The organism is Streptomyces sp. NPDC052042 (assembly GCF_044548345.1).
Classification (GTDB): Bacteria; Actinomycetota; Actinomycetes; order Streptomycetales; family Streptomycetaceae; genus Streptomyces.
Genome location: NZ_JBIUBU010000006.1, coordinates 257209 through 269597, shown reverse-complemented (window position 1 = coordinate 269597; position 12389 = coordinate 257209). Strand labels below are relative to the sequence as shown.

General features: G+C 70.4%; 11 protein-coding genes. 4 read left to right on the top strand and 7 right to left on the bottom strand.

Annotated elements, in window-relative coordinates:
• Window positions 1–115 precede the first annotated feature (115 nt).
• The 3 genes from ACIHCL_RS13950 to ACIHCL_RS13940 are packed head-to-tail and all read left to right on the top strand — an operon-like array spanning window position 116 to window position 3690.
• Window positions 116–1624 (top strand): MmgE/PrpD family protein, encoded by a 1509-nt coding sequence (locus ACIHCL_RS13950; RefSeq protein ID WP_399861083.1) that lies wholly within the window; start codon window positions 116–118, stop codon window positions 1622–1624.
• A complete protein-coding gene (prpB, locus tag ACIHCL_RS13945; protein WP_399861080.1) occupies window positions 1624–2529 on the top strand; it encodes a methylisocitrate lyase in 906 nt (301 codons plus the stop codon). Before ACIHCL_RS13950 ends, prpB begins: the two co-directional genes overlap by 1 nt.
• A gap of 24 nt (window positions 2530–2553) precedes the next feature.
• Entirely contained in the window at window positions 2554–3690 is a 1137-nt protein-coding gene (locus ACIHCL_RS13940; protein WP_399861077.1) for a bifunctional 2-methylcitrate synthase/citrate synthase, read from the top strand.
• Between the two features lie 76 nt (window positions 3691–3766).
• Here the strand turns inward: ACIHCL_RS13940 and ACIHCL_RS13935 are convergent, their stop codons facing one another.
• From ACIHCL_RS13935 to ACIHCL_RS13915, 5 genes are read right to left on the bottom strand one after another with little or no spacing between them, the layout of a single operon-like run.
• Window positions 3767–4483 carry a hypothetical protein gene (locus tag ACIHCL_RS13935; RefSeq protein ID WP_399861074.1) on the bottom strand — a complete coding sequence of 239 codons (717 nt, stop codon included), beginning with the start codon at window positions 4481–4483 and terminating at the stop codon, window positions 3767–3769.
• A gap of 16 nt (window positions 4484–4499) precedes the next feature.
• The gene (catA, locus tag ACIHCL_RS13930; protein WP_399861071.1) at window positions 4500–5357 is read right to left on the bottom strand and encodes a catechol 1,2-dioxygenase; all 858 of its coding nucleotides are present in this window, start codon (window positions 5355–5357) and stop codon (window positions 4500–4502) included.
• Between the two features lie 55 nt (window positions 5358–5412).
• Complete coding sequence (locus ACIHCL_RS13925) at window positions 5413–6987, bottom strand: 4-hydroxyphenylacetate 3-hydroxylase N-terminal domain-containing protein (RefSeq protein ID WP_399861069.1); 1575 nt, start codon at window positions 6985–6987, stop codon at window positions 5413–5415.
• 38 nt (window positions 6988–7025) lie between these two features.
• The gene (locus ACIHCL_RS13920; protein WP_399861066.1) at window positions 7026–7598 is read right to left on the bottom strand and encodes a flavin reductase family protein; all 573 of its coding nucleotides are present in this window, start codon (window positions 7596–7598) and stop codon (window positions 7026–7028) included.
• Window positions 7595–7816: a hypothetical protein gene (locus ACIHCL_RS13915; RefSeq protein ID WP_399861064.1), complete on the bottom strand. Its 222-nt coding sequence runs from the start codon at window positions 7814–7816 to the stop codon at window positions 7595–7597. The genes ACIHCL_RS13920 and ACIHCL_RS13915 overlap by 4 nt, the downstream gene beginning before the upstream one ends.
• A gap of 340 nt (window positions 7817–8156) precedes the next feature.
• On the opposite strand from ACIHCL_RS13915, the gene ACIHCL_RS13910 reads away from it, so the two are divergent.
• Window positions 8157–10520: an ATP-binding protein gene (locus ACIHCL_RS13910; RefSeq protein WP_399861061.1), complete on the top strand. Its 2364-nt coding sequence runs from the start codon at window positions 8157–8159 to the stop codon at window positions 10518–10520.
• Window positions 10521–10959: 439 nt separating this feature from the next.
• Here ACIHCL_RS13910 and ACIHCL_RS13905 read toward each other — a convergent pair whose 3' ends face one another.
• Window positions 10960–12048: an alpha/beta fold hydrolase gene (locus ACIHCL_RS13905; protein WP_399861059.1), complete on the bottom strand. Its 1089-nt coding sequence runs from the start codon at window positions 12046–12048 to the stop codon at window positions 10960–10962.
• A 39-nt stretch (window positions 12049–12087) separates the two neighbouring features.
• Window positions 12088–12384 carry a muconolactone Delta-isomerase gene (gene catC, locus ACIHCL_RS13900; RefSeq protein ID WP_399861057.1) on the bottom strand — a complete coding sequence of 99 codons (297 nt, stop codon included), beginning with the start codon at window positions 12382–12384 and terminating at the stop codon, window positions 12088–12090.
• Between the last annotated feature and the right edge of the window lie 5 nt (window positions 12385–12389).

Below are 12389 nucleotides of genomic sequence, written 5' to 3'. Positions count from 1 at the left end.
GCACCTTGGCCCGGTGGCCCGGTGGCCTGTCAGCGGGCAGGCTGAGAGGTGTCCGCATCAGGCACTGCCGCCCGACGAAGCTCAGGCGCTGCCGCCCGAGAACGCGAGGAGTCCCGTGATCGAGCACCACGTCCGTGTCCGTCCCAGCGCCGACCGGCTGCCCCGTGAGGACCAGCTCGCGTGGAAGCTGGCCGCGGTGGCGACCGGCACCGGGGAACTGGACGCCGACAGCACCGCGATGGCCGTCAACCGGGTGATCGACAACGCCTCGGTCGCCGTCGCGTCCCTGCTGCGCCGCCCGGTCGCCGTCGCCCGCGCCCAGGCCACCGCGCACCGGACGAGCACCCCCGGCGCGACGGTCTTCGGCACCCATGTCCGGGTCTCCCCGGAATGGGCCGCCTGGGCCAACGGCACCGCGGTACGGGAGCTGGACTTCCACGACACCTACCTCGCCGCCGACTACTCGCACCCCGGCGACAACATCCCGCCCCTCCTCGCCGTGGCCCAGCACACCGGCCGCACGGGCTCCGACCTGCTGCGCGGCATCGTCGCCGCCTACGAGGTCCACGTCGCCCTGGTCAAGGGCATCTGCCTGCACGAGCACCGCATCGACCACGTGGCCCACCTCGGCGCGGCCACCGCCTGCGGCCTGGGCGCCCTGCTGCGGCTCCCGACCGAGACGGTGTACCAGGCGGTCCAGCAGACCGTGCACACCACGACCGCGACCCGGCAGTCCCGCAAGGGGGAGATCTCCAGCTGGAAGGCGTACGCCCCCGCCTTCGCGGGCAAGGCGGCCATCGAGGCGGTGGACCGCGCGATGCGCGGCGAGACCTCCCCGTCCCCGATCTACGAGGGCGAGGACGGCTTCCTGGCCTGGATGTTGAACGGCCCGAAGTCCGACTACACGGTCCTGCTCCCGGAGGCGGGCGAGCCGCGCCGCGCCATCCTCGACACCTACACCAAGCAGCACTCCGCCGAGTACCAGGCCCAGGCGATCATCGACCTCGCCCGACGGCTGCGCGAGAGGACCGGCCCCCTGGACCGGGTGCGCTCGGTGGTCCTGCACACCAGCCACCACACCCACCACGTGATCGGCTCCGGCGCGAACGACCCGCAGAAGTACGACCCCACGGCCAGCCGCGAGACCCTGGACCACTCGGTGCCGTACATCTTCGCCGTCGCCCTGGAGGACGGCACCTGGCACCACGAGCGCTCCTACGCCCCCGAGCGCGCCCGCCGCCCGGAGACCGTCGAGCTGTGGCAGAAGATCACCACGGTCGAGGACCCGGAGTGGACCCGCCGCTACCACGACCCCGACCCCGACCGCCGGGCCTTCGGCGGACGCGCGGTCATCACCCTGGACGACGGCACGGTGATCGAGGACGAGCTCGCCGTCGCCGACGCCCACCCCGCTGGCGCCCGCCCCTTCGACCGCCGCGCCTACACCGGCAAGTTCCGCACCCTCGCCGAAGGGATCGTCGCGGTCGCCGACCAGGACCGCTTCCTGGCCGCCGCGGAGCAGCTCGCCGAACTGGGCGCCTCCGACCTCGACGGCCTGTTCCCGGCCGTCGACACCGATGCCGTCGCCGCGTACGACGAGGGCCTGCCGAAGGGCCTGTTCTGATGCTGCACACCCGCACCACCCCCGCGCAGCGCCGCCGCGCCCTGCGCGAACGGCTCGCAGAGGACCGTCTGTTGACGATGCCCGGCGCCCTCAACCCGCTCTCCGCCCGCCTCATCCAGGACACCGGCTTCGAGGCCGCCTACCTCTCCGGCGCCGTCCTCGCCGCCGACCTCGGCCTGCCGGACATCGGCCTGACCACCTCCACCGAGATCGCCGCCCGTGCCCAGCAGACGACCCGGGTCACCGACCTGCCCGTCCTCATCGACGCCGACACCGGATTCGGCGAACCCATGAACGCGGCCCGCACCGTCCAGTTGATGGAGGACGCCGGCCTGGCCGGCCTCCACCTGGAGGACCAGGTCAACCCCAAACGCTGCGGCCACCTCGACGGCAAGTCGGTGGTGCCGCGCGAGGAGATGACCCGGCGGATCCGGGCCGCCGTCGACGCCCGCCGCGACCCCGACTTCCTGCTCATGGCCCGCACCGACGCCCGCGCCGTCGAAGGGCTCGACGCGGCGATCGACCGGGCGAAGGCGTACGTCGACGCCGGAGCCGACGCGGTCTTCCCCGAAGCCCTCGCCGACGAGCGGGAGTTCGAGGCGTTCCGCAAAGCGGTCCCGGTCCCGCTGCTCGCCAACATGACCGAATTCGGCAAGAGCAGACTGCTCGACGGCCGGACGCTGCAGAACCTCGGCTACGACATCGCCCTCTACCCGGTCACCCTGCTCCGGCTGGCCATGGGCGCCGTCGAGAACGGTCTGCGCACGCTCGCCGCCGAAGGCAGCCAGGAATCCCTGCTGCCCCGCATGCAGCCCCGTTCCCGCCTGTACGAACTCCTCGGCTACGAGGACTACACGGCCTTCGACTCGGCCGTCTTCGACTTCACCCTCCCGCCCGGCACCTGAGCCGTCCGACGCATCGGAGACCCCATGTCCACCACCGTGCCCGAGATCCACCGCGGTCTCGCCGGTGTCGTCGTCGACACCACCGAGATCTCCACCGTCATACAGGAGACCAACTCCCTCACCTACCGCGGCTATCCCGTCCAGGACCTGGCCGCCCGCCGCTCCTTCGAGGAGGTCGCCCACCTCCTCTGGTACGGCGAACTGCCCGATCCGCGCCAACTGGCCGACTTCCGGGCCCGCGAACGCGCTCTGCGCCCCCTGGACCGCACCACCTCCGAACTGCTGGCCCGGCTGCCGGAGACCTGCCACCCCATGGACGTGCTGCGCACCGCCGTCAGCTTCTTCGGCGCCGAGGACCCCACCGAGGACGACGGCAGTCTCGCCGCCAACCACGCCAAGTCCCTGACCCTGCTGGCGAAACTGCCCACCGTGGTCGCAGCCGACCAGCGCCGCCGCCGGGGCCTGGCCCCGATCCCCCCGAACCCCGAACTCGGTTACGCCGAGAACTTCTTCCACATGTGCTTCGGCAGCGTGCCCGCTCCCGAAGTGGTGCGCTGCTTCGAGATCTCCCTCGTGCTGTACGCCGAACACAGCTTCAACGCCTCCACGTTCACCGCCCGCGTCGTCACCTCGACCCTCTCCGACCTCTACAGCGCCGTCACCGCGGCGATCGGCGCCCTCAAGGGCCCCCTGCACGGCGGCGCCAACGAGGCCGTGATGCACATGCTGGAGGAGATCGGCGACCCGCAGATGGCGGAGCAGTGGCTGGACGAGGCGCTGGCCGCCAAGCGCAAGATCATGGGGTTCGGCCACCGCGTCTACAAGCACGGCGACTCCCGCGTGCCGATCATGCAGGACGCCCTGGACCGCCTGGTCGCGCGGGCCGCCGACCCCGAGGTCACCCGCCTCGCCACGCTCCACGCGGCCCTGCGCCACGCCATGCTGAGCCGCAAGGGCATCCACCCCAACCTGGACTACCCGGCCGGCCTCGCCTACCACCTCATGGGCTTCGACACCCCTGTCTTCACACCGCTCTTCGTGATGAGCCGCGTCACCGGCTGGACCGCCCACATCACCGAGCAACTCGCGCACAACGCCCTGATCCGCCCCTTGGCGTCCTACGACGGGCCGGGGCAGCGGCCGGTGCCCACGGACGCGTGAGCCCCAGCCCGTGCGCGCCGCCCCGGACCCGGAGAGATGACACCGTCATCGACCCAAAGCGCTGAGGGCTGCCCCGTCATCCCCGGAGGGCGCGCGACGCGATGCCGTCGACGACTCGAACCGGGGATGCGGTACCTCCGGACGGCGGGGGCGGGCCGGGGAGTGCCGTACGCCACGGGCGTCCCAGCAGTTCCTCCACCCCCTTGAGGTCGCCGGCCGCCAGGCGGCTGCGTATCAGAGTGGAGGAACAGGTCCGGCCCTCGTGGGCGACGAGCGGCATGGCGTCCACGGTGAATCCGAGCCGCTTTCCCGCGGCGCCGAGCAGGGGGGTGTCGCCCTCGCCTTCTCGGCCGAAGCGGAAGTTCTCGCCCACCACCACCGCGCGAGCCCCGAGCGTGTGGCCGAGGACCTGGTCGGTGAACTCGTCGGCCGCCATGCCGGCCAGCGCCGTGGTGAACGGCAGCACGAGCACGGTGTCGATGCCGAGACCGTGGGCGAGACGGACGCGGTCTTCGAGGGACGTCAGGTGCCTGGGCGCGCGCTCCGGACACGTCACCGCGAGGGGGTGCGGGTCGAAGGTCAGCAACACGGACGGCAGCCCGTGCTGAGCCGCCCGCTCGCGCACCCGCCGGACCAGTGCGGCGTGACCGCGGTGAAACCCGTCGAAGACGCCCATGGTCACGGCGCAGCCTCGCCAGTCGGACGGAACGTCGCGCAGGCCCGTCCACACGGTGCCCGAGGGCCGGTCCGTCGACGTGAACCCCGGGATGCCCAGGGGTCGTTGTGCTGTCACAGCCGCATCCCCGGTCTCAGTCGCGTTCGAGGACGAAGTCGTACCGCTGCACGAGGCCGCCTTCTTTGTCCGCCACGGGGCGCAGGATCAGTTCGGGTTTGGTCGCCCGAGCGACGTCGTCGTCCACCCACGTGCCGCCTTCGAAGTACAGCTGCGTCGTGAGCCGACGGTGTCCTTCGGCCCGGACCATCAGGTGCAGATGCGCGGGACGCCAGGGATGCCATCCTGCCGCGGCGATCATGCGTCCCGTGGGCCCGTCGGTCGGGATCTGGTAGGGCGCGGGCTGGATCGTGCGGATGGCGAACCGGCCCTCGTCGTCGGTGACGACCAGGCCGCGCAGGTTGCCCTCGGGGAGGTGCGGCGCGAAGCCGGAGTAGTAGCCGTCGGCGTCCGCGTGCCAGATGTCGACCTCTGCCCCCGGCAGCGGAGTGCCGTCCACGTCGCGGACCTGGCCGGTGAAGGTGAGCGGTGTGCCCTTCTCATCGGCGCGGCGGGGCAGTTCGCAGGCGGCGGGCAGACGCTTGCTGTCGGGCAGGTGGTAGGGCCCCTCGATGGTGCCCTTCGTGCCCTGCTGGCTGCGGGAGGCCACCTCCTCGACGGTGTGCTCGACGAACACGTCCAGGAGCAGAGGCCATTCGCCCCCCTCTCCGACCTCCATCAGCCAGCTCTTGGCCGCCTGGAACTCGGGATAGGTGATCTCGTGGTCGGAGATGACCTGGTGCACCGCGTCGAGCAGGGCTCGCAGGACCGTATCGGCGCGTTCGGTCGAGGTTTCCACCCTGCCGCGGCGTTGCCTGCTGACCCGGAAGGCGGCGCTGGCCGACGCGCCGGATCCCGCGGCGGTGGGGGGTGTGGAAGTGTCGTTGATGTTCATCGTGCGGCTCCTTGGTGGGCCGGGGCGGCACCGGGCCGCCCCGGCCGCAACGTGGTCAGCGGCGGTGGATGCTCACGTCGTCCGGGTTGATCAGGTCCGGCACGGTCCAGCCGTTCAGGTCGTACTCGGCCATGCACTGCTCCGCGAAGCCCTTCATGGCATCGGCGGCGCCGGAAGCCTGAGCGGTGAAGAGCATCTCCGCACGCACCTGCTCGTGGTTGCCGGAGTAGTTGCGTTCGTACAGTTCGTGCCGGCCGCCGAACTCGCTGCCGATCGAGTCCCAGATCAGCTTCATCAGCTTGACCCGCTCGACGGAGTCGTAACCGTTGGAGCCGCGCACGTACTTGTCCAGGTAGGGGCGGATCTCCGGGACGGAGAAGTCCTTGGCGTTGGAGTTGAGATAGATCAGTCCACTGCCCAGGTCCTGCATGATGATTTCCTTGATCCGCGGGTAGCCCAGGGTCATGAACCAGCGGTAGGCCAGCCCGTAGTCGAGCTTGGGCAGGAGGGCGTCGTCCTTCCAGGCGTCCGGGTTGTTCGCCATGGCGTCGGTCAGGCCCCAGAACAGGTTGCGCCAGGCGATGACCTCGCCGACGCGGGTCTGGATGCCGCGGAAGTCCTTGGTGCCGGTGACTTCCACGCCCTTCATCAGCAGTCCGGCGATGAAGTCGAGCTTGACGGCGAGGCGCGTGCAGCCGTGGAAGGTGAAGCGGTGCAGGAAGCCGGATCCGGGGAAGAAGGTGCTGGCCTTCTCGGCGTCACCGTAGATGAAGACGTTCTCCCAGGGGATCTTCACCTTGTCGAGGATGAAGATGGTGTCGTTCTCGTCGAAGCGGCTGGACAGCGGGTAGTCGAAGGGGCTGCCCATGACGTCGGCGTTCATCGCGTAGGAGTGCCGGCTGATCAGCTTCATGCCGGGCGTGCCCATCGGGACGGTGCAGACCAGCGCGAATTCCTTCTTCTTGATCGGCAGGCCGTAGTGGGCGATGAAGTTGTAGTGCGTGATGGCCGATCCGGTGGCCACCACCTTGGCACCGCTGATGACCAGGCCGTCGTCGCGCTCCTCGTCGACGTGGACGAAGATGTCCTTGACCTCGTCCGGGTTGCGGTCGCGGTCGACCGGCGGGTTGATGATGGCGTGGTTCCAGTAGAGGACCTTTTCCTGGGACTCGGTGTACCAGCGCCGGGCGTTGTCGCCGAAGGGCTGGTAGAAGTCGCTGTTGGCGCCGAGAGTGCCGAGGAAGGCCGCCTTGTAGTCGGGGCTGCGGCCCATCCATCCGTAGGTCATCCGCGCCCACTCGGCGATCGCGTCGCGGTCGGCGACCAGGTCCTCGCGGCTGCGGGGGGTGCGGAAGAACGGGTGGGTGAAGCCGTCGCTCCCGGTGTCGGTCGGCACGGTGAGCACCGACTGCTTGTCCGGGTCGTGCAGGGCGTCGTACAGCCGCGCGGTCATGCGCACCGAGTTGCGGAAGGCGGGGTGCTCGGTGACGTCCTTCACTTTTTCGCCGTAGACCCACACCTCCCGTCCGTCACGAATGGACTCGATGTACTCGTCGCCCGTCAGCGGGCGGGTCTTGCGGACGTTCTCCGCGGGCTGGGCGGCCGGAGTGGGGGTGTCTTCCAGAGTCATGTCTTTCCTAGCTGATCTCGAAGGTGGGTGATCGGGAATTACGAGGCGTGGCGGGTGACGTGCTCCGCCTGCATCGCGGTGAAGGCCGGTGCGCCCGTGAACCATCCGCTCTCGGGACTGTCCAGACAGGCGCCCCAGTGCTCACCCGCGTCCCGTCGGCCCAGGTGGCGGAAGGTTCCGGCGTGGAACAGCAGCGGTTCCAGATCGGTGACGTCGGCCTCGACCACCTCGCCGATGACGATCAGGTGGTCGCCGCCGTCGTAGGTGCGCCACGGGCGGCACGAGAGGGTGGCGGCCGCTCCCGTGAGCACGGGGCCGAGGGGACCGTCGGACCACTGCGGTTCCGGGTCCACGGGCCGGCCGGCGAAGTGCCAGGCGGTGTCGACCTGGTCGGCCGCCAGGATGTTGACCGCGAAGGGCGTGTCCTTCAGATACCGGCACGCCTTGGACTGGCGTGTGAGGGTCACCTGGCACAGGGCCGGTTCCAGGGAGACGGCGGTGAACGCGTTGACGGTGGCGCCATGGCGTCCGCCGTCCGAGGTGGCGCAGGTGACGACCGTGACACCGGTGGCGAAGCGGCCGAAGGCGTTCCTGAGATGGCGCTGGTTCATGCGGCCCGCCCCGGAGAGCCGGCGGACGCGAGGTTCTCACCCTTCCCGTACCCGGTGCCGCCGGCTCCGGACGTCCGGTCCCGGGCATGCCCCGACAGGGGCGTCCCGTCGCGTGTCGCGTGCACCCCGTCGAGTCCGGTGAAGCCCGCGTCGACGATCGTTGCGTCGAACGCCTTTCCCGCTTCCCGTACCGGGCGGCTCGTCCTCGTATGTGACATTGCCCCGCTCCTGCCTGTCGGAGGTGTGGCACGCGGGCCGGTGCCGTGCCCGCCACAGCAGCGGCCCGCGTCGTGGTGACAGAAGACTGGACAGAGGCGAGGCCCTGGTCTCGGGTGAGATGACCCCCTTCACTACCCCCTCCACCCATGCGGGTACCCATGGGGTCGAACGTATGGCCGAATTGAGTCGTGCGAGATATGGGATCCGGCCGTGGGCCTATGGATCAGGGCGCTGACCGGGGAAAACGCGCTTCTCGTCGTGTGCGCGTCCTTGGCACGACGCGTCCTTCGGCATAGCGTCAGTGGGAGCAGAACGGCCGAGGCGAGGACATCGAAGACGATGCACGACGACAGTGGACGCGGTTGTCTGGTCGGCGCCGGCGGCCTCACCAGTTTCGTGGGGCGCCGACAGGAGATCGCCGACGTACGCAGGAATCTCTCGACCTCCCGGCTCGTCACGCTCACCGGTCCCGGTGGCATCGGCAAGACACGGCTCGCGCTGGTCGTCGCGGACCGGGTCCGCAGAGCATTCCGGGACGGTACGCAGATCATCCAGCTGGCCAGCCTCGACGACGTGCGCGAGGTGGCCTCCGCGTTCACCTCGGCGCTCACCGTCCTGGACCAGTCGAACCGGTCCGCGACCCAGCAACTGGTCGATCACCTGGGAAACCAGCACGTGCTGCTGGTCGTGGACAACTGCGAGCACGTGCTGACGGCCACCGCCGAACTGCTGGCCGAACTCCTCGAAACGGCACCGGGCCTGCGTGTCCTTGCCACCAGCCGCGAACCGCTCGGCATCGCGGGCGAGCTGGTCACGGTGATCCCGCCCTTGTCGGTGCCCACGGCCGAGCAGTTGCACGACGCCGCGAGCGTCGACCACAGCGAAGCCGTTCAGCTCCTGGTCGACCGGGCACGGAGCGTCGCCCCGGACTTCGCCGTCACCGATGCCAACCGCCCTGCCGTGCAGCAGCTGTGCGAACGGCTCGACGGGATGCCACTCGCCATCGAGCTCGCCGCCATCCGGCTGCGCACGCTCTGCGTCGGCCAGGTCGTCGAGCGTCTGGACCGCCGATTCGAACTGCTCACCGGCGGCAGCCGCGTGGCACGCCCGCGACAGCAGACGCTCCGCGCACTGATCGACTGGAGCCACGAGCTGTGCTCCGACGACGAACGCCTGTTGTGGGCACGGATGTCGGCCTTCCCGGGCGGATGCGACCTGAAGACGGTCGAGGAGGTCTGCGCGTTGGGCGATCTGGCCTCCGAGCGCATCGTCGACGTCCTCGACCGGCTCGTCGCCAAGTCGATCGTGATAGCCGAGCACACAGGCGAACAGGTCCGCTACCGACAGCTGATGACCGTGCGCGAATACGGCGCCGAACGGCTCGGCGAACTCGGGGAACTGCCGGTGCTGCGGCGCCGCATGCGCGATCACTACCTGCGTCAGGCCCGCTCCATGGTGGAGCGCTGGTGCGGGCCCGGGCAGCACGAGATGCTCGCCACCATGCGGCGCGACCACACCAACCTGCTGGCGGTCCTGGAATGGTCCCTCACCACCCCCGATGAACGCCCCGAGGGCGGGCGGCTTGCGTCCTACCTGTGCTACCACTGGATCGCCGGCGGCTCGCTCAGCGAGGGACGACGATGGTTGGACCGTATCCTCGGCGTGCTGGACGGTGACACCGTCGAACGGGGCTCGGTGCTGTGGGTGGCCGCCTGGGCGGCGCTGCTCCAGGGCGACCGTGAGGCCGCCGCCGTCCGTCTGACGGAACTGGAGCACGTGGCAGAGGTACTGGACGACCCCGAGCTGGCCGCGCACGCGGCGAACTGGCGGGCCCTCTACCACCTCTTCAGCGGCAACCTGCCCACGGCGATCGACCTGTACCACCGGGCCGTACAGGGGCACCGGGCGCTCGGCAGCACCGGCGCGGCGCTCACCGCGCAGTTCCAGCTGGCCATGGCGCGGAACTTCCAGGAACCCGTGGGCAACGCTCTGGAGACCTGCCAGGAGGTGCTCGCCGTGAGCGCCCGGCACGGGGAACGCTGGAATCACGCCTATGCCCTGTGGATCAGCGGCTTGCAGCATTGGCGCGCGGGCGACATGCCCGCGGCCAAGCAGGCCGCGACGGCGGCCCTGGAGATCCAGCGCGACTTCACGGACGGTGTCTGCACGGCCCTGGTCCTGGAGTTGATGTCCTGGATCGCCATGTCCAATCAGCACGCGGACAACGCCGCCATGCTGGGAGCCGCCGCCGGAGCGGTGTGGCATCGGCTCGGCACCTCCATCGACGCGTTCGGACCCCACATCACCGCGGACTCCCGGCGCATGGCCCGACAGGTCGCCGAAACGGTGGGCTCGGAACGGGTGGAGAAGATCACCCAGCGCCTGGCTCATCTGACCAAGGCCGAGGCGATCGAGCTCGCACTGGAGATCGCCGCAGCCGCCAAGCTCACCACCGCGACGCGCGTGGCCCGAAGCTGCCCGCTCACGGACCGGGAACTGGAGGTGGCGCGTCTGATCTCCGCGGGACTGAGCAACCGCGCGATCGCCGAGAACCTGGTGATCTCGCCCCGCACCGTGGACGGCCACGTCGAGCGCATCCTGGGCAAACTCGGCTTCGCCTCCCGCACCCAGGTCGCCTCATGGATCGCGTCCCTCGACGAATCCGGTGAGGAAACCCGCGCACAACGGGCCACAGCCCCCTGACACTCCGATGCCGACGGCCCTGAGCGGCCTCGTGTTCAAGGCGTGTGAGGTGACGTCGTCGTCGCGGGCCGCTCGCCGGTTCTGCCAGGCGGGAATGTCGATGTGGCCCGGAAAGCCGAGGTGCAGCGGCAGCAGTCGGGGACCGCGGGCCGTCATGGCGACCCGCCGCGACGACACCGCCGTCACCCGCCGGTGTCCCGCCCACCGCGTCGACGAACCGATCGCGGACCTGCCCCGGCCGGAAGGGAAGCCCCACTGCTGCGGGGCAGGATCACAGGCCGTCCCGTCATCCCCGGCGGGCCCCAGGACGTCCGCGGCACCACGCCGCCGTGCCGGAACGCCCGCGTGCAACCGGTGTGCGGGCGCCCCCACGCCGGGCGACGCCCCACACATCCGACACCACGCGCCGGTCCACCACGGATGACGGGACAGCCCTCGGTCAGGGGCCGACGGCTTGGTCGGCCCCTGATATCCGGGTCCCGCCTCGCAGGAGGCAGGCGGACAGATGAGCGGTGAGGGCGGCCCGCAGCGCTTCGGGCTGCTCGATGGCGAGATGCCCGCAGCCGATCACCTCCAGGCCGGCCCGCGGGATGCCTTCAGCGAGCTCCTCGGCGTGTTCCAGCGGAGTCGCCGCGTCGTCGGAACCGCCGACCACCAGAGTGGGCGCGCTGATCCGTGCCAGGGCGGGCCGCAGATCCAACGCGGCCAGGGCGTCGCAGCAGGCCGCGTACCCCGCAGGGTCGGCTGCGGCGAGGTCGCCGAGCAGTCTGCGGCCGAAAGGCGTGCTCGCGGAGGCCGCGGCGGCGAACCAGCGGTCCGGCATGCTGACCAGAAGAGGCGCGGTGCCCTCGTCGCGGACGAGTTCCGCCCGCCGAAGCCAGGGCTCGGCCGCCCCGAAGTGCGCGGAGGAGCAGACCGCGGTGAGGGAAGCGACCCGCTCGGGGTGAAAGGCCGCGAGGTGGGTCCCGATGGCTCCGCCCAGGGAGATGCCCGCGTAGTGAAAGCTGTCCCAGCCGTGGTGGTCCGCGAGATCGAGCACCAGGGACGCCAGGTCTTCGAGCGTGGTACGCCCCGGTGCGGGATCGCGCAGCACCGCGGTGGGTGAGCCGCCGTGCCCGGGCAGGTCGAAACGCAGCACCCGGAAACGGCGGGTCAAGGAGGGCAACGGAGGTTCCCACACCGCCTTGGACGTGCCCAGGGACGGGCCGAGAATCAAGGGTGGTGCGTCGGCCGCGCCGACCAGGTGGTGGTGCAACAGGTGGTGCATGGACACCATGCCTCCTCGGGAGGGGCCATCGTGCGGGCGGACGGACTCGTCGGCGGCGAAGGCGACCGCCCCGCACTTGGGCTGCGGGACGGTCACCGGAGCGAACTCAACGTCGAAGTGCGCCGCGGCCTGGGCTTGGGCGGCCTTCCGATGACTGCGCAGAGCGAACTCGTCCCGCCGTTCGCGACTGATCCCGTACTTCTCGGCGAGGAGCTCGGCGGACTCGCCCAGCGGGAGCGAGGGACGCGCCGTCCGGCACATCGGCCACCGCTACCGGGCCCGCGGCCACCACCTCGTCCCTCACGTCACGACCTCGGCGGCGGCCAGGTCCGACGGGTGCTGGGCCAGGGGGGTGACCTCGATCGTCATATAGGGGAAGAGGGGCAGATTCCACAGAATGCGGTGCAGTGCCTCGTTGTCGGCGACATCGAAGACGCTGATGTTGGCGTACTGCCCGACACAGCGCCAGATGTGCACCCATTGCCCCGACTTCTGTAGTTCCCGGCAGTACGCCTTCTCGCGTGCCACCAGGTCCCCGCGGACCTCGGGGTCGAGGTCACGCGGGATGTCGACGTCCATGCGTACGGCGAAGAGCACGACCG